18 protein-coding genes are annotated in these 19,756 nt (G+C 67.7%); 7 read left to right on the forward strand and 11 right to left on the reverse strand.

Annotation, left to right across the window (positions count from 1 at the left end):
- Positions 1–572 precede the first annotated feature (572 nt).
- The 6 genes from pstS to ACZ0AE_RS06630 all read right to left on the reverse strand — a co-directional run bounded on the left by pstS (position 573) and on the right by ACZ0AE_RS06630 (position 6,381).
- Entirely contained in the window at positions 573–1,592 is a 1,020-nt protein-coding gene (pstS, locus tag ACZ0AE_RS06605) for a phosphate ABC transporter substrate-binding protein PstS (protein WP_038689379.1), read from the reverse strand.
- 123 nt (positions 1,593–1,715) lie between these two features.
- Positions 1,716–2,492, reverse strand: coding sequence for a PA3715 family protein (locus ACZ0AE_RS06610; protein ID WP_463600670.1), 777 nt, complete (start codon positions 2,490–2,492; stop codon positions 1,716–1,718).
- Between the two features lie 661 nt (positions 2,493–3,153).
- A complete protein-coding gene (locus ACZ0AE_RS06615; RefSeq protein WP_038689373.1) occupies positions 3,154–4,365 on the reverse strand; it encodes an OprO/OprP family phosphate-selective porin in 1,212 nt (403 codons plus the stop codon).
- 181 nt (positions 4,366–4,546) lie between these two features.
- Complete coding sequence (nth, locus tag ACZ0AE_RS06620; RefSeq protein WP_038689371.1) at positions 4,547–5,236, reverse strand: endonuclease III; 690 nt, start codon at positions 5,234–5,236, stop codon at positions 4,547–4,549.
- Positions 5,236–5,595, reverse strand: a complete 360-nt coding sequence (locus tag ACZ0AE_RS06625; RefSeq protein WP_463600671.1) for a hypothetical protein — start codon at positions 5,593–5,595, stop codon at positions 5,236–5,238. Before ACZ0AE_RS06625 ends, nth begins: the two co-directional genes overlap by 1 nt.
- 3 nt (positions 5,596–5,598) lie before the next feature.
- Positions 5,599–6,381 carry an enoyl-CoA hydratase-related protein gene (locus ACZ0AE_RS06630; RefSeq protein WP_448134830.1) on the reverse strand — a complete coding sequence of 261 codons (783 nt, stop codon included), beginning with the start codon at positions 6,379–6,381 and terminating at the stop codon, positions 5,599–5,601.
- A 182-nt stretch (positions 6,382–6,563) separates the two neighbouring features.
- Here ACZ0AE_RS06630 and ACZ0AE_RS06635 point away from each other — a divergent pair, with 182 nt between their 5' ends.
- The 3 genes from ACZ0AE_RS06635 to ACZ0AE_RS06645 all read left to right on the forward strand — a co-directional run bounded on the left by ACZ0AE_RS06635 (position 6,564) and on the right by ACZ0AE_RS06645 (position 9,130).
- Positions 6,564–7,265 (forward strand): FKBP-type peptidyl-prolyl cis-trans isomerase N-terminal domain-containing protein, encoded by a 702-nt coding sequence (locus ACZ0AE_RS06635; RefSeq protein WP_038689367.1) that lies wholly within the window; start codon positions 6,564–6,566, stop codon positions 7,263–7,265.
- A 162-nt stretch (positions 7,266–7,427) separates the two neighbouring features.
- A complete protein-coding gene (locus ACZ0AE_RS06640) occupies positions 7,428–8,231 on the forward strand; it encodes a CoA pyrophosphatase (RefSeq protein ID WP_394343854.1) in 804 nt (267 codons plus the stop codon).
- On the forward strand, positions 8,228–9,130 hold the full coding sequence (locus ACZ0AE_RS06645; RefSeq protein WP_463600672.1) for a sulfurtransferase: 903 nt from the start codon (positions 8,228–8,230) through the stop codon (positions 9,128–9,130). The genes ACZ0AE_RS06640 and ACZ0AE_RS06645 overlap by 4 nt, the downstream gene beginning before the upstream one ends.
- A gap of 73 nt (positions 9,131–9,203) precedes the next feature.
- On the opposite strand, the gene ACZ0AE_RS06650 is transcribed toward ACZ0AE_RS06645, so the two are convergent.
- Entirely contained in the window at positions 9,204–9,773 is a 570-nt protein-coding gene (locus tag ACZ0AE_RS06650) for an N-acetylmuramoyl-L-alanine amidase (RefSeq protein ID WP_038689364.1), read from the reverse strand.
- Between the two features lie 57 nt (positions 9,774–9,830).
- Here ACZ0AE_RS06650 and ACZ0AE_RS06655 point away from each other — a divergent pair, with 57 nt between their 5' ends.
- The 3 genes from ACZ0AE_RS06655 to ACZ0AE_RS06665 all read left to right on the forward strand — a co-directional run bounded on the left by ACZ0AE_RS06655 (position 9,831) and on the right by ACZ0AE_RS06665 (position 13,329).
- Complete coding sequence (locus ACZ0AE_RS06655; RefSeq protein WP_447592765.1) at positions 9,831–10,358, forward strand: alpha/beta hydrolase; 528 nt, start codon at positions 9,831–9,833, stop codon at positions 10,356–10,358.
- 275 nt (positions 10,359–10,633) lie between these two features.
- Positions 10,634–12,778 (forward strand): bifunctional 23S rRNA (guanine(2069)-N(7))-methyltransferase RlmK/23S rRNA (guanine(2445)-N(2))-methyltransferase RlmL, encoded by a 2,145-nt coding sequence (gene rlmKL / locus ACZ0AE_RS06660; protein ID WP_038689361.1) that lies wholly within the window; start codon positions 10,634–10,636, stop codon positions 12,776–12,778.
- Positions 12,779–12,792: 14 nt separating this feature from the next.
- Positions 12,793–13,329: a GNAT family N-acetyltransferase gene (locus ACZ0AE_RS06665; protein WP_463600673.1), complete on the forward strand. Its 537-nt coding sequence runs from the start codon at positions 12,793–12,795 to the stop codon at positions 13,327–13,329.
- Between the two features lie 181 nt (positions 13,330–13,510).
- Here the strand turns inward: ACZ0AE_RS06665 and ACZ0AE_RS06670 are convergent, their stop codons facing one another.
- From ACZ0AE_RS06670 to ACZ0AE_RS06685, 4 genes are all read right to left on the reverse strand, one after another.
- Positions 13,511–13,846: a DUF3325 domain-containing protein gene (locus ACZ0AE_RS06670; protein ID WP_448135558.1), complete on the reverse strand. Its 336-nt coding sequence runs from the start codon at positions 13,844–13,846 to the stop codon at positions 13,511–13,513.
- Entirely contained in the window at positions 13,843–15,489 is a 1,647-nt protein-coding gene (locus ACZ0AE_RS06675; protein ID WP_463600674.1) for a PepSY-associated TM helix domain-containing protein, read from the reverse strand. The genes ACZ0AE_RS06670 and ACZ0AE_RS06675 overlap by 4 nt, the downstream gene beginning before the upstream one ends.
- Positions 15,486–15,809 carry a DUF3649 domain-containing protein gene (locus tag ACZ0AE_RS06680; RefSeq protein WP_038689355.1) on the reverse strand — a complete coding sequence of 108 codons (324 nt, stop codon included), beginning with the start codon at positions 15,807–15,809 and terminating at the stop codon, positions 15,486–15,488. The genes ACZ0AE_RS06675 and ACZ0AE_RS06680 overlap by 4 nt, the downstream gene beginning before the upstream one ends.
- A gap of 118 nt (positions 15,810–15,927) precedes the next feature.
- The gene (locus tag ACZ0AE_RS06685) at positions 15,928–18,162 is read right to left on the reverse strand and encodes a TonB-dependent siderophore receptor (protein ID WP_463600675.1); all 2,235 of its coding nucleotides are present in this window, start codon (positions 18,160–18,162) and stop codon (positions 15,928–15,930) included.
- A gap of 373 nt (positions 18,163–18,535) precedes the next feature.
- Here ACZ0AE_RS06685 and ACZ0AE_RS06690 point away from each other — a divergent pair, with 373 nt between their 5' ends.
- Positions 18,536–19,750, forward strand: a complete 1,215-nt coding sequence (locus ACZ0AE_RS06690) for an aminotransferase class V-fold PLP-dependent enzyme (protein ID WP_463600676.1) — start codon at positions 18,536–18,538, stop codon at positions 19,748–19,750.
- Positions 19,751–19,756: the final 6 nt, after the last annotated feature.

Here is a 19,756-nt window from a genome sequence, read left to right on the forward strand (position 1 = left end):
ATAAGCCAAAGGCAAGACCCTCATCTTCACCCTCAGACATCCATCCCGGCATCCAGATCCCAGACGCCAGGCCAGGGCAACTCAGATCCAACCGCACTCCCGCTTCATTGCGCAGGCGCTTTCGCTGACCGGCCAGGAAACTGTCGGGGGCTGGTGGGGGTGGGTGGCCGGGGCCCTCCATCGCATGGATGCGATGGCGGAGCTTACAAGGGTGAGGGCGCATTGCTTGCGAGGCACTGCCTCGCATGCGTCCGAACGCACAGCCGCCGGCGGCTGGGCCGGGCCGCGGAGCGGGACTTGCAGCGTGCCCTGGCTGCCCACCCCCACCAGCCCAGCCAGCAGAACCGACCCGTCACGACGCCAAGCTCTGGCAATAGCTCCGGCTCTGGGCTCCGGCTCCGGCTCCGGCTCCGGCTCCGGCTCCAGCTCCAGCTCCAGCTCCAGCTCTGGGCTTTTAAGCTTCTAAAAAAAACAAACCCCACAAAAAAGAAAAGGCGCGGATCTTTCGATCCGCGCCCGGCGGCGGCAGGGGGAGAGAGGACCTGCCGCCGCCATTGCCTCGTTGTTGCCGATCAGTACTTCAGGTTCTGCGACCAGTAGGTCTCGATCTGCTTCACCAGCGTGTCCGGCAGCGGCACATAGTCCAGCTGCTTGGCCTGCGCATCACCGCTCTTGTAGATCCAGCGGAAGAACTCCTGGGTCGCCTTCGCGTTGGCCACGTTCTTCGGCTGCTTGCGCACCAGAATGAAGTTCGTCGCCGTGATCGGCCAGGCGTCCGCGCCCGGCGCGTTCGTCATCACCAGATAGAAGTCCTTCGAACTCGCCCAGTCAGCGCTGGCGGCGGCCGCCGCGAACGACGTATCGCTCGGCAGCACCACCTTGCCCGACGCGTTCTTCATCGCCGCGTACGACATCTTGTTCTGCAGCGCGTAGGACAGCTCCACGTAGCCGATGCCGCCCTTGATCTGCTTCACGTACGCAGCAACGCCTTCATTGCCCTTGCCGCCGATGCCCACCGGCCACTGTACCGAGGTGCCTTCGCCGACCTTGCTCTTCCACTCCGGGTTCACCTTGGACAGGTAGTTGACGAAGTTGAACGTCGTGCCCGAACCATCCGAACGGTGCACAACCGTGATCTTGCCGTCGGACAGCTTCACGCCCGGGTTCAGTGCCGCAATCGCCGGGTCGTTCCAGGTCTTGATCTTGCCCAGGAAAATGTTGGCCAGCGTCGGGCCGTCGAGCTTCAGTGCGCCCGGTGCGATACCGGCCACGTTGATCACCGGCACCACGCCGCCGATCACCGACGGGAACTGGGCCAGACCGGCCGCAGCCAGCTCTTCCGGCTTCAGCGGCGCATCGGACGAACCGAAGTCCACCGTGGCCGCCTTGATCTGGGCGATACCGCCACCGGAACCGATCGACTGGTAATTGACCTTCTTGCCGGTCGCGGTGTTGTAGTCGGCCGACCACTTGGACATGACCGGGTAGATGAACGAGGCGCCCGCGCCGGTCACATCGGCGGCATTGGCGGCGAACACGGACGACGCGGCGAGGACGGCAACGGCGGCGCGCGACTTGAAGGCGTGGATCACGGGGTGGCTCCTGGGATGGATGACGGTGCGGGGTGTCCCGCCCGGTGCTCATTCCATAACGGTTCGATGACAGCGCAGCGTCTGTCATATGACCGCACCGTGACATGCGTCATGAGGTGCCCGTCACAACGGGCGCAACGCCTCCGGAACCGCGTAGTGGCGCCCGTCATGGCGCAGCACGTGGCGTTCGTTGTCCACCGGCGTGTCCTGGTCGCGGCACGTCTCGCCGTCCATCCAACTGCGGCTGGTCACCCGGCGCTCGCTGACGATCAGCTCGGCCAGGCCGTGCTGCGGTTGCCGGCCCACCGAGAGCGTGCGTGTCACATCGGTGGACTCGCCTGCGCAGCGCGTGTCCCATTCGGCCTGGTAGCGACGCGTCACCAGCGGCAGGTTGAGTTCGCGCAGGCCCGTGCCCTGCATCGCCAGCAGCCGCAGCTGTTCCTCGCTGAACGGGTTGGGGCCGGAGCCATTGCGTCGCTGCAGGCGCAGCCCGAATGCCAGCGTGTCGGCGGCCAGCTGGTAGCGCGCGGTATCCAGGCGCATGCCGTCGAAGAACACCGCGTCGCTGTCCAGCGCGCCCGCCAGCACCGTCCAGGCGCGCGGTGCCAGGGTGTCGGAGTCGATCACCATCACCTCTACGTCGCCATCGCGGGAGTCGTGGTCGCCGCCATCGCGCCAGACCGGCGTGGCCAGCAGGGTCAGCCCGGGGCGGGCCGGCCAGCGCCGGCAGACGCTGCCCGTGGTGTCCCGGGTGTAGCCGGCGCGGTCCGGCAGCACATTGCCTGCCCGCTCCAGGTACGCCTGTTGCGCGGCCGCCTGCGCATCGTGGCAGTCCTGCGCGCGGGCGGGCAGGGCGGTGCCGCACAGGGCAGCCAGCAACAACGACAGGGCGATACGCATCGGAACATCCACGGGCCAGGGGGCGCCCAGCATACGCGCGCGGGCGCCCCGTCATTGCGTGACAACGCGACGCAACCGGGTAGAGCCACCCCACGGGTGGCTACGCAACCAACGCACGGGCGCCCACGCAAAAAAAGGTTCTTCGCCCATCTGAGGGGCAGGCAGAAACGTGCCTTGGCGCTGTCCAGACGCGGCCGTCGGTGGTTCGGGCGCTGGGCCCCCATGCCCTTTCCGGCGAATGTCCTCCGGCGTCGGCCTGCGGCCGCCACCTCCTCCTTTATTTCGCCTCCAAGGGCATGCATGGGGGCCCAGCGCCCGAACCACCGACAGCCTTCCAAAAAGCGTGGCGTCCACCTGCGCACCGCAAGCCGAGCCCCGTAGCAGCCGGTAGGCTCCTGGGCAAAATAAAGGAGGAGGTGGCCCAGCGGCCGGGGGACATTTGCACCAGGGGCCTACCGGCTGCTACGGGGCCCTGACGCTCGCGACCGGCCCGATCGGAAGGCAAGCCGATCCAATCGGCGCCTGCACACCCGGCCACCCGCGTCGCGTCGTGCCACTCTGCGACGGCCATTGGAACAAGACGCTTCCCTCAGATGGGAGAAGAACCAAAAAAGGGCGCAGCCCAAGCTGCGCCCTTTCTGTCACACGTTTACCGCCACGCTTACCAGAAGAACTGCAGGCGTGCTTCGAGGATGTTCGGGTCGTCGTTGACGAACGCACGCGCGGTCGAGTTGTACTTCTTGCTGTCCACCATCACGTAGTTCAGCGCGAACTTGGTGTTGGAGCGCCAGTAGTAGTTCACGCCCACGGTCCAGATATCCATCTTGCCGCCGAGCACGCCATCGACGATCGGCGGACGGCCGGCCACCGGGTTGGCGTTGACGTTGCCGTCGTTCAGATCCATGTGGTCGTAGCGCGCGCCCAGCTGCCACATGCCGCGGCCCGGCTCATCCGGCAGGCCGGTGGTCGGCGTGCCGCCCTTGTAGCCCCAGGTCTCGCCGGTGATGTTCCACAGGCCGCTGACGTAGAAGCCGTCGCTGGTGTAGTTGTCGCGGGTATAGCGCTTGGCCTTGCTGGTGTAGTACTCGGCCTGGGCCTTGAACGGGCCGCCGATGTACATCGCTTCGGCGCCGATCGTGCTCACGCGGTCGGTGTCCACCAGGTTGCCGCTGTCGACCAGGCGCGCGGTGGCCAGGTCGGCGTTGGGACGGGCACGCACGCGCAGGGTGTCTGCGTCGGTGTCGTAGTCCACATAGCTCAGGCCGAAGTGGAGCACCTGGCCCTTGTCGTTGATCGGCGCCCAGGTACCACGCGCGCCGTAGCCGCTGCCGTGGGCCAGGTTGCGGGTCAGCTCGCGGCCGAAGGCGCTGGCGGTCACCGACCAGTTGTTGTCACCGATGCTGTAGGCGCCACCGAGGCGACGGGCCACCGCGTAAGTATTGGTGACGGCCGCCTTGGAAATGAAGTCGTTGTTCTTGGTGCTGGACAGTTCTTCCAGGCTGTTGGGCTGCTTGAACTGGCCGAACTGCACGAAGTGGTTGGCGTTGCCGGCCAGCTTGTACTTCAGGTTGGTGTCCAGGAACTTGTCGGCCTTGGCGTCGTAGCCGACCACCCATTCGATGTTGCCCGGGCCCTTGCCCTTGAGCACCAGTTCGGCGCGGCGCAGTTCGAACTCGCTGTCCTTGCCGTTGCCGGCATCACCGCCGTTGAGGTCGGTCAGGTCGTTGTCGAACCAGTTGCCGTCGGCCTGGACCAGGCCTTCGAAGGTGATCTCCGAACCGCCGATCACATCGATGGCCACTTCGGCGTGGGCAGCCGGGACGAACAGCGCAGCCGCAACAGCCGCGGTCAGGAGTTGGCGATGCAGTTTCATGGAGAGGAGCCTTGCAGGCAGGTGGGAAGATGCTGCGCAGGCTAATTAGTGAAGATTGCGTAAATATGACAGTTTCAGACAAACCGACGGCCGGCCCGGGTCAGGCGCCGTCAGGGGTTGCCATTGATGCCCGACGCAGATGACCGCCGGGTTGCGTGCAGATGGCAGTCGCGACACCGCCTCAGGCGGCGGTTTTCTGCTTGAACCGGCACAGGTCGCGGATGACGCATTGCGGGCAGTCCGGCTTGCGCGCCTTGCACACATAGCGGCCGTGCAGGATCAGCCAGTGGTGCGCATCGAGCAGGAACTCGGCCGGGATCACCTTCACCAGCAGGTCTTCCACCGCGCGCACGTCCTTGCCCGGGGCCAGCCCGGTGCGGTTGGATACGCGGAAAATGTGGGTGTCCACCGCCATCACCGGCTCGCCGAACGCCGTGTTGAGCACCACGTTGGCGGTTTTGCGGCCCACCCCCGGCAGCGCCTCCAGCGCGGCACGGTCGCGCGGGACCTCGCCGCCGTGCTGGTCGATCAGCATCGCGCAGGCGGCGATCACGTTCTTGGCCTTGGCGTTGAACAGGCCGATGGTGGCGATGTATTTCTTCAGGCCGTCTTCGCCCAGCGCGAGCATCGCCTGCGGCGTGTTGGCCACCGGAAACAGCTTGCGGGTGGCCTTGTTGACGCCCACGTCGGTGGCCTGTGCAGACAGCGCCACGGCCACCAGCAGTTCGAACGGCGAGCTGTACTCCAGTTCGGTCTTCGGGTGCGGGTTGAGTTCGCGCAGGCGCGTGAACATTTCGATCACGTCGGCCTTGGGCATGCGCGCGCTGCGCGGCGCAGGTTTGGCCGCCGGGGTGCTCTTCATCGTGCTCATCAGGAAGTCTTGCCGGCAGCCTTGGCCTTCGCGCGCGCCAGGATCGCGGCGGCGGCGGGCGGCAGGGCCGGTTTCAGTTCGGGTGTGGGGGCCGGCGGTGCGCGGCGCGCCTCGCGTTCGGCGGCGCGGCGGGCCAGCCGCTGCGTGCGCTGCTGGTAGCGCGCACGCGCGGCCCAGGCACGGTACAGCTGCTGCTGGGCCTGCAGCAGGCGCGCGGCAAGATCCGGGTGGCCCGGCAGCAGTGCGGCGTCGCCCGGTGAGGGCACGTAGTCCATCAGGCCCGCCGCCAGCGCAGCGTCCAGGTCGTCATCGAGCACCAGCAACAGCAGGCGGGCGGGCAGGGCAGGTGCGGCGTGCATGGCTCAGCGGTTCTGGAACACCGGCGGACGCCGGGCAAGGAAGGCGGCGGTGCCCTCGCGCATGTCCTCGGTGGCGAACATCAGCCCGAACTGCGCGCTTTCGTACTCCAGGCCTTCGCCCAGCGCGCATTCGCCGCCCACGTGGATCGCATCGAGGATGCCGCGCAACGCCAGCGGCGCGGCCTTGGCCAGCTGCAACGCAAGCTCGGCCACGCGCGCGTCGAGCGCATCGGTAGCCACCACTTCATTGACGATGCCCAAGTGCAGGGCGCGCGCGGCGGCGATCGGCGTGCCTAGCAGGCAGAGCTCCAACGCAGCGGCGCGGCCGCACAGGCGCAGCAGGCGCTGGCTGCCGCCGAAGCCGGGAATCAGCCCCAGGTTGATCTCGGGCTGCCCGACCTTGGCGGTGTCCGCGGCGATGCGCAGGTGGCAGGCCATGGCCAGTTCCAGGCCGCCGCCCAGCGCAAATCCGTTGATCCGGGCCAGGACCGGCTTGGGCATCCGCTCGATGCGGCGCATCAATTGCTGGCCCAGCAGCGAGAAGTCCCGTCCCTGAACCGGGCTCAATCCGTTCATTTCCGCGATATCCGCGCCGGCCACGAAGGCCTTGGGACCGGCGCCGGTCAGCACCACCACGCGGACCGCCGGATCGGCAGCGGCCGCGGCAAACGCCGCATCCAGGGCCTCCAGCGTGGCGCGGTTGAGGGCATTGAGCTTGTCCGGCCGGTTCACGGTCACGGTGCGGATGGCACCGTCATCGGCAACGTCGATAGGGGCGGGGGCGATGGGGGCGTCGGCCACGGCAGGACTCCTGAAAACGTTAAAAAAAAGTGATGTTGAACTCTTGAAACGAAGTCAGGTCAGAGCCTGCGTCGTTAGTGGCGGTTCAACGTTGCGGCGGCTATCCTAACCCGTCGCCTCAGGGCGGCCCAATGCGTCCTGAGTTACCACCCCTGGAGAAACGTTTGATGAAGTTGCGTTCTATCGCGGTCGCCGTCGCGGCCCTGGCCCTGACGGGCAATGCCTTCGCCCAGGACACCTCGTCCGAAAAGGGCAAGCTGAGCTATTACTTCGGTTACGACTACGGTAACAACCTCGCTGAACTCACCGCACGCGGCGAGCAGCTGGACATCAACTCGGTGGTCAAGGGCCTGCAGGATGCCTACGCCAAGAAGCAGCCGTCGATCACGGCGGAGCAGTTGAAGCCGGCCGTCGAAGCCTTCCAGAAGCGCGAGCAGGGTCGTGCCCAGGCCGCCAAGGCCGAATACGACAAGGCCGCGGCCGACAACAAGACCAAGAGCACCCAGTTCCTGGCCGCCAACAAGGCCAAGGCCGGCGTGCAGGCGCTGCCGAGCGGCGTGCAGTACCGCGTGGTTGAAGCCGGCAAGGGCGCCAAGCCGACCCAGGCCAGCGTCGTGCAGCTGGAAGTTGCCGGTCCGTACCCGTACGGCACCCGTCCGGCTGAAGCGCGTCCGGCGCAGCAGATTCCGTCGATCAAGGTCAGCGAAGTCGAAATGAAGGCCATGCGCGAAGTGCTCGTGCAGATGCCGGCTGGCTCGAAGTGGGAAGTCACCCTGCCGCCGGAACAGGCCTACGGTGCCGACCCGCGCACCCCGTTCCCGCCGAACGTGGCTGTGCAGTTCGAGATCAAGCTGGTCAGCGTCAAGTAATCTGTCGTTGCACCCCGAACGCGCCGGTGAATCACCGGCGCGTTTTTTTGTGCCCGGCCGTGCGGCGTCACGCGCGCCTGGATGTACTGCAGACGCGGCCCGAAGGCGCCTGGAAACCGCGCAAATCCCGTGTATTCGCGCTAATGTTGCCCGGTGAATTCCCTGGCAGACCCCACGCATGCAATACCTACGCCCTGCATCGGCATCTGCGCGCTGGATCGCGCCGGCCTTTGCACGGGCTGCCTGCGCAGCGTGGATGAAATCACCCGCTGGTCCACGATGACTCGACACCAACAGAACCACGTCATGCAGCACACGCTGCCGCTGCGCGAGCAGTTGCGGCAATCGCTGCGCGGCTCGCTGGCCGAACACGAGCGCCTGTTGCGCGCCCTGCACCCGCTCGACCAGCCGCCGACCGGCGATGGCTGGAACCGCAGCGAACTGATTGATCTGCTGCCGCCCGGCCCGCCGGTGGAAGCGGCAGTGCTGGCCGGCATCGTGCCGCGCGCAGAAGGGGCCCAGGTGATTCTGACCCGGCGCACCGAAACGCTGCGCCAGCACGGCGGGCAGGTGGGCTTTCCCGGTGGACGTACCGAGCCGGACGATCGCGATGCGGTGGCCGCCGCGCTGCGTGAAAGCCAGGAAGAAATCGCACTGCCGCCCGAGCAGGTCCAGGTGCTTGGCTATCTCGACCCGTTCGTGACCATCACCGGCTACCGGGTGATGCCGGTGGTGGCGGTGATCGACCCGGCGTTCGTGGCGGTGCCGCAGCCGGACGAAGTGGCCGAAGTGTTTGAAGTGCCGCTGGCCTACCTGATGGATCCGGACAACCTGCGCCACGTGGACATCGAGCACCGCGGCCGTGTCCGCCACGTGCTGGAGTACGGCTGGCCCGGCCAGCGCATCTGGGGCGCCACCGCCGCCATTCTCTACAACCTGCGTCGCCGCCTGGAGCAGACCGAATGAACACCGCCACTCCCACCTGGACCACGCTGGTGGATGCCGCCGATCTGGCCGCGACCCTGGGCCAGGCCGGCACCCGCGTGCTGGATGCGCGCGCCACGGCCAGCACTGCGGTACGCGTGATGGACGCGCGGTTCGCGCTGACCGATCCGCAATCCGGTGCCCAGGCATACGCGCAGGGGCATATTCCGGGCGCGCTGCACGCCGATCTCAACCGTGACCTGGCCGACCTGGGCAAGACCGGCCAGGGCCGCCATCCGCTGCCCGACAGTGACACGTTCGCCGCCACGCTCGGCAGGTGGGGCATCGCGCCCGATACCCAGGTGGTGGTCTACGACGCTGCGGACGGCAGCATGGCCGCGGCGCGCCTGTGGTGGCTGCTGCGCCTGATCGGCCATGCCCGGGTGGCGGTGCTCGACGGCGGCGTGGCCGCCTGGCAGGCCGCTGGCCTGGCGTTGACCACCGACCAACCGGTGGTGGAGCCGCTGCCTCCCTATCCAGGCCGTTTCGATCGCGGCCGGATCGCGACGGTCGACGAAGTCGCCGCGCGCCTCAAGCACGCACCGGGGTGGCTGCTGGATGCGCGCGCGGGCGAGCGCTTCCGCGGCGACGTGGAGCCACTCGACGCGGTGGCCGGCCACGTACCCGGCGCGGTCAACCGCCCGTTCGCGCTGAACGTGGCAGACGGCCGCCTGCGCCCGGCCCCCGATCTGCGCGCCGCATTGCAGCCGTTGATCGGCACCCATGCCCCCGAACAGGTCGTGCTGATGTGCGGCTCGGGCGTCACCGCCTGCCACCTGCTGCTGGCCATGGAAGTGGCCGGCCTGCACGGCGCAAAGGTCTATGCCGATTCGTGGAGCGGGTGGGTCAGCGACCCCACGCGCCCGGTCGCCACCGGCTGATGCCCGCACCCGTAGTGCCGGGCTCTGCCCCGCAACCAAACCCGTAGTGCCGGGCTCTGCCCGGCAACCCGATTCACCCCCGCATTTCCTGCAGCGCCACCGCCGCCAACACGCGTGGCCACGGGAACAATGGACCCGGGTCGCGTTTGCGCGGCACCCGCCGTTCCGGATCGTCGCTGGCCACTTCCTCGCGCGTGTCCAGCCACTCGTGCCCGGCGATGTACTGCAGTGCTGGCAGGGTCTGGCACAGGTGCTGCAGCAGGTCGATCAGCGCGGCGATCTGGGCATCGGCGTAGGGCTCGTCCATGGCCTGGTGGCGCGAATCCAGCCAGTGCGGGTAGCGCCCGCGGTTGACCAGCTCGATACCGATCGAGCGCGGGTTGTAGCCGCTGACATGGTGCGCCACCCGGTCCACCGCCACGTACTGCACGATGCGGCCGTCACGGTCGATGTAGAAGTGACCGCTGTTGCCGCTGCCGCTGTCGTACAGCACGCGCTCGCCGTATGCGCGCGCCATCGCCAGGTCGGGCAGTTCGGTGCAGTGGATCACCACCAGGTCGACCTGCGCCGGCACACGCGCCTGCAGGCTGTCCTGGTAGGGCAGGGGCTGCGGATCGATCGGTGGCGGGGCGCGGCCGGGCATGGCGCGATGCTAGCATTCCGCCATGAACGCTCAAATCGATTCCTGCCCGGTGCGTGCATGAGCCGCGGCCACTGCATCCTTTCCCACGGCTTTGAAAGCGGCCCGGACGCCACCAAGGTGACCGCGCTGGCCGAGGTCGCCCAGCGCCTGGGCTGGACCCATGAACGCCCCGACTACACCGACCTCGACGCGATGCGCGCGGTAAGCAGCGTGGGCGACGTGCGTGCGCGCCTGCAGCGGCTGCTAGAGCTGGCCGCCGGCGCCGCGCAGCGCGGACCGGTGGTACTGGCCGGCTCCAGCCTGGGCGCCTACATCTCGGCGATCGCCTCGCTGCAGGTTCCCACCCGGGGCCTGTTCCTGATGGTGCCGCCCACCACCATGGGCCCGATGCCGGCCCTGGACGCGGCCCCGGTGCCCACCAGCGTGGTGCATGCCTGGCATGACGAACTGATTCCCGCCGCACAGGTGATTGCCTGGGCCCAGGCCCGCTCGGCGCGGCTGCTGCTGGTCGATGACGGGCACCGGCTGAACAATCACGTCGAAGTGTCGGCCCGGGCGTTCGAGGAATTGTTGCTGTCGTTGTGACGGCGGACCGACCCGGACAGCGCACCGACCAACGGTCGGTGTCTACCGTGCGTTGAGGGCCGACCGTGCGTTGAGGCCGACCGTGCGTCGCGAAGCCGACGGGGCGTTGACGGCGTGGCGACCCGCCGTGGGGCCGTGCCCCGGATCCGGTGGTCCGGCCGCACCGTCGGGGCGATCCTGCCCCGGTCACGTACAATGGACCTCCTGGCGCCCGCGCCGGGCTGCTTGCCGTGCCCGAGGGCACCCCTTCTCCGCTGACCTGCGATACCGATCCTGTGAAATTCTTTGTTTCCTGCGCCAAGGGCCTGGAGTACCTGCTTGCCGACGAACTGTTGGCGCTTGGCCTGGAAAAGGCCACCGCCACCATTTCCGGCGTCAACGCCGAGGGCGAACTGGCGCAGGCGCAGCGCGTGGTGCTGTGGTCGCGCCTGGCCAGCCGGGTGCTGTGGCCGCTGACCGAGTTCGACTGCCCCGATGAAGGCTCGCTCTACCAGGGCGTGTCGGCGATGGCGTGGGAGCAGCACATCAGCCCCGAGCTGACCCTGTCGGTGGACGCGCACGTCTCCGGGACCGAAATCACCCACGCGCGCTTCGCCGCCCAGCGGGTCAAGGACGGCGTGGTCGACAGCCTGCGTTCGCAGGGCCTGGAGCGGCCGTCGGTCAACACCGACTTCCCGGACGTGCGCATCAACCTGTCGCTGCGCAAGGGCCGGGCCACGATCTCGATCGACCTGGGCGGTGGCCCGATGCACCGCCGCGGCTGGCGCATGGCGCAGAACGATGCGCCGCTGAAGGAAAACCTGGCCGCCGCCGTGCTGCTGCGCGCCAACTGGCCGAAGATCCACAGCGAAGGCGGTGGCCTGCTCGACCCGATGTGCGGCAGCGGCACCCTGTTGATCGAAGGTGCCTTGATGGCCGCCGACGTGGCCCCGGGCCTGCAGCGCCACGGCAGCATTCCGCCGAGCCGCTGGCTGGGCTTTGATCGCGACGCCTGGAACAGTCTGATGGAGGAAGCGCGCGCCCGCGAAACCGCCGGCCGCAGCGCACTCAAGCAGGTGATCCACGGCAGCGACGTCGATCCGCACGCCATCCATGCGGCCAAGCAGAACGCCGAAACGGCCGGTGTAGGCCATGCCATCTGGTTCGGCGTACGCGACATCACCGATGTGCAGGTGCCGCCGCAGGAGACCGGCTGCGTGGTCTGCAACCCGCCCTATGACGAGCGCCTGGCCGCCGATGCGGTGCTGTACCGCCAGCTCGGCGACGCGCTCAAGCGCGCGGTGCCGCAGTGGCGCGCCAGCCTGTTGTGCGGCAGCGCCGACCTGGCCTTCGCCACCGGCCTGCGCGCCAACAAGAAGTACCAGCTGTTCAACGGCGCCATCGAGTGCGCGCTGATCGTCTGCGACCCCATCGCGGTGCCGCAGCGCGAGAACGCCGGGCAGCCGCGTGAGCTCAGCGAAGGCGCGCAGATGGTGGCCAACCGCCTGCGCAAGAACATCAAGAAGTTCAAGAACTGGCGCGCACGCGAAGCGATCACCTGCTACCGCGTCTACGATGCCGACCTACCCGAATACGCCGCCGCCATCGACGTCTACGAAGAAGACGCCGGCGCACGCCGTACCTTCCTGCACGTGCAGGAATACGCTGCACCGGCCACCATTCCCGACGTGGACGTGCGCCGCCGCCGCAACGAGCTGTTGTCGGCCGCGCGCGAGGTGTTCCAGGTGCCAGCCGAGCAGGTCGCACTGAAGTCGCGCGAACGCGGTAAGGGTGGCAGCAAGTACGGTCGTTTCGAGCAGCGTGGCGAGTTCGTGCTGGTGCGCGAGAACGACGCGCTGCTGCGCGTGAACCTGTTCGATTACCTCGACACCGGCCTGTTCCTGGACCACCGTCCGTTGCGCTGGCACATGGCCCAGGAGGCCATCGGCAAGCGCTTCCTCAACCTGTTCTGCTACACCGGCGTGGCCAGTGTGCAGGCGGCGGTGGCCGGTGCGGCATCGACCACCAGCGTGGACCTGTCCGGCACCTACCTGCAGTGGTGCGCCGACAACCTGGCCTTGAACGGCAAGGGCGGCAGCCAGCACCAGCTGATCCAGGCCGATGCGCTGGCGTGGCTGGAGGCCGAGCGGCACCGCTTCGACGTGATCTTCTGCGATCCGCCGACCTTCTCCAACTCCGCGCGCGCCGAAGACTTCGACGTGCAGCGCGAGCACGTACGCCTGCTGCGCGCGGCCGTGGCGCGGTTGAGCCCGGAAGGCGTGCTGTACTTCTCCAACAACTTCCGCCGCTTCAAGCTGGACGAAGAAGCGATCAAGGAGTTCGCCGAGTGCAAGGAGATCTCCGCCGACACCATCGGCGATGACTTCGAGCGCAACCCGCGCATCCACCGTGCATGGGAACTACGCCGCTACGGCGCATGACGGAAAAGGGCCGCATGGACGATCGCCACCTCCACACCCACGGACTGCTGCTGCGTCCCTTCGAGGACACCGATGCCGCTGCTTTCGCCGCGGCGGTGCGGGAATCGGCCGAGGGCATGCGGCGCTGGATGCCGTGGTCCTCGGTGGACTACGGCGACGACCAGGCGCTGCAGTGGTTCCAGGCGTGCCGCGAAGGCTGGGAGGCGGGCACGGCGTACGAGTACGGCGTGTTCGACCCGGACACCGGTGCGTTTCTGGGCGGCGCCGGATTGAACGCCATCCGGCGCGATCATCGCTTCTGCAACCTGGGGTACTGGGTGCGGCAGGCGGGGCAGGGCCAGGGCGTTGCCACCCGCGTCGTGCAGGCACTTGCGGCCCACGCATTCGGGTCGCTGCAGCTGCAGCGCGTGGAGATCGTCGTAGCGGTGGGCAACCTGGCCAGCGAACGGGTGGCGGTGAAGGCCGGTGCGCTGCACGAGTGCGTGGCACGCAACCGCTTGGTCATCGACGACATGGCCGCACCGGCGCACGTGTTTTCGCTGGTCCCCTGACGCTGCCGGTCCCGGTAGAGCCGACCGTTGGTCGGCTGCCTTTCGTTCGGGCATCGCGATAGCCGACCAACGGTCGGCTCTACCCGCTCAGGCATCGCGATAGCCGACCAACGGTCGGCTCTACCCGCTCAGGCATCGCGATAGCCGACCAACGGTCGGCTCTACCCTGTTCGGCCGCCGGTCAGCGTGCGAGCAGCGCCACCGCCAGCCCGATCACCGGCAACGCCCACGCCAACGGCGCGATCCAGCGTGGCCGGAACGGGTACAGGCCGAAGGCGATCAGCATGCCGCTGACCGTCATCGCACCCAGCCACAGCACCGGACCGGCGGCCCAGCCGTGGTCCCATACGCACAGCGCGAACGACAGCGTCAGCAGCGCCCAGCCCAGCCAACGCCACAGCCGCATGCGTGCCGGGCTGGCCGGCGCCTTGCCGTGCAGGTCCAGCTGGTGCTTGTCCATGGCCAGCGACAGCGCGGTAAAGGCCGAGAAGCTCACGGTGAGGGCCAGCAGCATCATGCGTTGGCCTCCACGTTCGCGCTCTCCTGCGCCTTGGCCGCTGCCGCCGCGACGGCCTGCCGCTTCTTCTTCTCCGCCGCGCTCAACGCCGGCTGCCAACGCTGCATGCGCAGCGCGCAGTAGGCCAGCACCGCACCGAAGGCCAGCATCATCAGGTCGAACCCGGCCAGCACCCAGTCGCCGGTGCGCAGGGTCACGCCCAGGTGTGCGTGGGTGGTGAGGGCATTGATCACCGGGATCAACAGGAACATCGCCGCGCCCAGGTACAGCTGCCATGCCCACATCTGCCGCTTGGGCCAGATGAAGGCCGCCAGCAGGGCCGCAGCCCAGGCGTAGAAGAACACGTTCACTTCGGCATCGGCGCGCTCGGCCATCTGCACCGGCAGCAGCCGGTTGCCCCAGAAGTAGGCGGCGAAGGCGATCGGCAGGCCGGCGACCGCGCCGATGTTGAGTGCGTCCACCAGGCGCAGGCCGAAGCCGATCTTTCCGCTCTTGGCATGCTTGGGCCGTTCCTTGACCGCCCACAGCACCACGCCGCTGGCCACCATCAGGCAGCCGATCAGGCCGGACACGAAGAACAACGCACGCAGTCCCCAGTCGGCAAAGCGGGCCAGGTGCAGGCCGTACATCACCCCGCGGGTCTGGGTGGCGCCACCGGACAGCGGGCTGGCCTCGATCAGCGCGCCGCTCACCGCGTCATAGCGCAACGACGGCGTATCCACCGACAGCCGCTTGCCATCACGCTGGTACACATCGATCACCGCATTGGCCCCACCGGGGTGATACAGGGTGAAGCCGCTCACCTGGGCGCCCTTCCACTCGGCGCGCGCGGCATCCAGCAACTGCTGGATGGGCAGTGCGGTGGCCGTGCCTTCGGTCGGTGTGTCGATATCGGCCAGGCGCGCGAAGGCCTCGCTGAAGAACGCATCCTCGTCCTTGGGGTAAGCCACGTTCACGCCCCACGGCAGGTACATGAACATCAGGGTGACGATGCCGGTGTAGGTAATCATCGCGTGGTACGGCAGGGCCATCACCGCGCTGACGTTGTGGAAATCCAGCCACGAACGCAGGCCCTTGTCCTTGCGGAAGGTAAAGAAGTCCTTGAAGATTTTCTTGTGGGTGATCACCCCGGTGATGATCGCCACCAGCATGAACATCGCGCAGAAGCCCACCAGGTAGCGCGCCCAGTACACAGGGATGTAGTGCAGGTCGAAGTGCAGGCGGTAGAAGAAATCACCGCCGCGGGTCTCGCGTGCGGCCACTTCCTCGCCGGTGCCCGGGTCCACGGTGGCATCGCCGAAACGGCCACCGCCACGGCGGCGCTTCTCCCCTTCCACCGGCGGCTTGACCATCGATTCGGGGTTGCGCCAGAACATCCGCATGGCCGGGTTGCGCGGGTCGGGCAGGGTCACGTTCCAGCTTTCGGCCTGCGGTGCCTTGTGCTGCAGGAACGCAATGGCGCGCTCGGCGGCCACCTCGCTGGACACCGAACTGCGCGGCAGTTCCGGCCGCATCCAACGGCTGATCTCTTCGCGGTAGTAGCTGGCCGTGCCAGCCATGAAAATCAGCAACAGCAGCCAGCCGACCAGCAGCCCGGTCCAGGTGTGCAGCCACGCCATCGATTGGCGGAATCCGTTCTTCATGCGCCCGCCCTCAGCAGTTCGGTACCCACCCAGAACAGCGCGGTGGGAATCAGGATGCCGACCCATGCGCGCAGCGCGGTACGGGTGGCGAACGCCCACAACGCCGCGCAGGCGCACAGCACGATGGCCACCAGCATGCCGGTCAGCACGGCCTGCCCACGCGCGATGGGCAGGGCCACGGCGAAGAACATCGAGCAGGTGGCGGCCAACGCGTAGCCGCCGAAGATCGCGGCGAACGAGCGTGACGCCACCCCCAACCAGGGGCGGGCGAAGAAACTTCCGAAGCGGCTGAACCAGCTGGCGTCAGGCGTGCTGTCCACGGGGAACCTGCAATGTCATGTCGAACAACGGACATCACCGGCCGCGGCCGGTGATGCATGGAAAAGTGGCCATCCGTGGCCGTGTCGCTGCACCAGGCAACGTTCCCTTGGAGAACGGTTACAGCTTCCAGCGCAGGTTCAACATCACGTTGCGCGGCTCGCCCCAGTACACGCCGTTGTAGAAACCGACGTTGCTGTAGTACTTCTTGTCGAGCAGGTTGTTGATGTTGAGCTGGGCCGAGAAGTTGTCATTGAAGCGGTAGCCGGCAAACACATTGACCAGGTAGAACGCGTCCTGGGTGATGCGTGCCGATTCGGTGCGGCCGCTGGTCAGGTAGTCGGCGCGCGGCTTGGTGCTGTTGCGGTAGATGCTGCTCTGCCAGCTCACGCCACCGCCCAGCGACAGCCGGTCCCAGGCACCGCTGGGACGCCAGCTGGTGTTGAGGCGGAAGGTGTCGATCGGGTTGGTGGTGTTCTGCAACACGCCCGCCTGGTTGCGGATGGTGGTATGGGCAAAGCCGGCCGAGATGTTCCAGTTTTCGGTGATGCTGCCCTGGGTCTCCACTTCCCAGCCCCGGACCTTGTTGCCCTTGCCGGTGGAACGGTAGGCATCGGTGCCATCGGGCAGGCTGCCTGGCGGCACCGCGTCGTCCAGTTCGGCCACGTTGTCCTTGACGCCCTTGAACACCGCCGCGGAGGCATTGAGGCGGCCGTTGAAGAATTCGCCCTTCAGGCCGGCTTCCCACATGTCACCGACCACCGGCTCCAGGTAGTTGTTGTTGCGGTCGCGGTAGGACTGCGGCTGGAAAATGTCGGTGTAGCTGGCGTAGGCACTGAGCTGCCGGGTGAAATCGTAGATCAGGCCGAAGTACGGGGTGAGCGAGTCGTCCGGCTTGTAGCCGCCGCGGGTGGTGCCGTTGCGGTTGCCGGCCGCGTCATAGCTATAGGCCCAGGTACGGGTTTCCCAGCTGCCGTAGCGCGCGCCCAGCACCGCCAGCAACGGATCGGCCAACTGCAGCTTGGCGGCCACGTAGGCGGCGCGCTGGCGCAGTTCGTTTTCCGAGGCGATGCGGCCCAGGCGCTGGATCGGCAGCTGCGGGACCTGGCCGGTCCAGTTGCGCCAGTCGGGCACCTGGACATAGCTGGCCGGGAAGTCGGGGATGTCGATGTCGGGCACCTCGCTGGCGCGCACCGACTGGCCGATGCCGGCCACCAGCTCATGCTCCTGGCCGAACAGACGGAACGGGCCGCTGACGTTGAGGTCGAACACCTTCATTTCGCTGCGTTCGGCGAAGTGGCTGGTATAGGCGGTGACGCCGGTGCCGTCCGCACGCGGGTAGCCGGCCGCGCCGTACCAGACGCTGCCGTCGGTATCGCGCTTGGCCTGGGTGGCGGCGGCCTTGATCGCCCAGCCATTGCCGAGCTGCTGCTCCAGGCGGGCGAAGGTGGTCTTCTCCACGATCGGCCAACTGCTCCAGTCGGCGGACATGTTGGTGGAACGCGGCAGGTTGGCCGGCGTACCGTCGGCTCCCCAATACGGCACCACGCCCCAGGTCACGCCGGTGGTCTTCGGCGACTGGTACTCATAGCCCACCTCGAACAGGGTGCTGTCGCCCAGGTCGGCCTGCACGATGCCGTAGAACACGTCCTTGTCGAGCGCGTAGACATCGCGGAACGAATCGCTCTGCTGCTTGGCGGCCACGAACCGCGCGCGCACGCGACCGTTAAGGGCGACCGGGCCGCCGATGTCCGCTTCCAGGCGCTGGTTGCCCCAGCGGCCCACGGTGATCCCGGCGCTCATCGCCACCGCATCGGTGGGGCGCTTGCGCACCATGTTGATGGTGCCCGACGGGTCGCCGGCGCCGGTGGTCAGGCCGGTGGCGCCGCGGACCACTTCGATGCGCTCGTAGATCGCACTGTCGGTATTGGTCTTGAGCGACCCACCGAAGGTGTTGAGCATGCCGTCGATCTGGAAGTTGTTGATGGCATAGCCGCGCGAGATATAGCTGATGCGCTCGCTGTCGGTCACCGACACGTGCACGCCGGTGACCTGGCCCATCACGTCGGACAGGGCGAACAGTCCCATGTCGTCCAGGCGCTGGCGGGTGAGCACGGTGACCGACTGCGGGGTGTGGCGCAGCGACAGGTCCAGCTTGGTCGCGGTGCGGGCCTGCTTGACGGTGTACGAGGTCGGGATGTCGCCATCGGCGGTGACCTTGACCGTGTCCAGCGTGGTTGCATCGCCCGGATCGGTCTCGGCCAGCGCCAACGGCGCATGGCCGGCAAGCGCGGCAAGCAGGGCCAGGCTCAGCAGTGAGGGGCGGATCAGCGGCGATGCGGTTGGAACGGTCATGTCAGGTGTCCAGGGTGGTAAAGCGGCGGTGCAATCCATTGCGGGCCGCGCGGTGCGGGGCGCCACATGACAACCGTGGTAGGGCAGGGGAAGCCTGCATCTCCGGCGGGATTGGTCTGGCGCACCGCTTCGCCGCCATCGGCAGGTGCGGGCTCCAGATCGGGTCGGTTGGGGGTGTACACGGGGCAGGACCTGGGTGCGCAGTGCGCTGCCGGGGCCGGAGGGGCTAGGCGTACAGCCAATGCGTGAATGATAGTCATTATCATTTCGTTCGGCAAGTGTTATCAATCCGTTCAATGCGTGCCCGGGGCGTGGTCATGCACGCCGCTCCACTGGCAGACTGAGGCCTGCCTAATACCGATGCGGACACGTAATGATGGAGGGGCTGGAACTGCCGACGATCACCAACCACGCACCCGACCTGCTGGCCACCGACGAAGCCTGGTGGGCGAACGTGCGGGCGCTGTACGACCTCGACGATGCGGTGGTGATGCTCGACAACGGGTACTGGGGCGCGATGGCACGCCCGGTACTGCAGGCCTACCAGCAGGCCACCGCCACGGTGAACGCCGGCAACGCGTGGTTCGGGCGGCGGGCGTTTCCACCCCTGTTGGAACAGGCGCGCACGCATCTGGCCGAGGTGCTGGGCGTGCATGCCGATGAGATCGTGCTCACGCGGGGCGCCACCGAGGCGATGCAGGTCCTGATCGGCGGCTACAACCGTCTCGCCCCCGGCGACACCGTGCTGTACGCCGATACCGACTACGACAGCATGATCAGCGCGATGCGCTGGTTGCACGCCCGCCGCAGCGTGGCGGCGCAGCGCATCGTGCTGCCCGAGCCGTTCGACCACGACAGCATCGTCGAAGCCTACCGGCAGGCATTGCAGCGCTACCCGCGTACGCGCCTGCTATTGCTCACCCAGGTCAACCACCGCAACGGCATGCTGCTGCCGGTGGCCGAGATCGCGGCGCTGGCCCGTGCCGCCGGCGCGGAGGTGGTGCTCGATGCCGCGCATGGCATCGGCCAGGTGGATACCCCGCTGCGCGCGCTGGGGGTGGATTTCGTCGGCATCAACCTGCACAAGTGGATCGGCGCGCCGGTGGGCATGGGCGCCATCTACGTGCGGCGCGGCCGCGTGCGCGACCTGGACCCGTACATGGGCGAGGCCGACGATGACCGCATCGACACCCGCATCCACACCGGCACGGTCAACTTCGCCGCGTGCATGGCGCTGCCGGTCGCGCTGGACCTGCACCAGCGCATCGGGGTAGCCAACAAGCGCGCCCGGTTGTTGTACCTGCGCAACCTGTGGCTGGACGCGCTGCGCGACGAAGAGGGCGTGCAACTGCTGGCCTCGGACGATCCACGGCTGTCCAGCGCGATCGCCGCCTTCCGCCTGCGCGGGCAGACCACTCTGGCCGACACCACCGCCACCGCCGAACAGATGGTCCGGCAGTCGGGCGTGTTCGTGGTGCCGCGTGACGGCCTGGCCTCCGGCGCCTGCCTGCGGGTAACGCCGGGCATCTTCGGCACGCCGGCGCAGATGGCGGCGTTGGTGGGCGCGGTACGTGCGGCGCTGGGGTAGGGACGC

The sequence above is a fragment of the Stenotrophomonas sp. AC248 genome, from assembly GCF_979258185.1.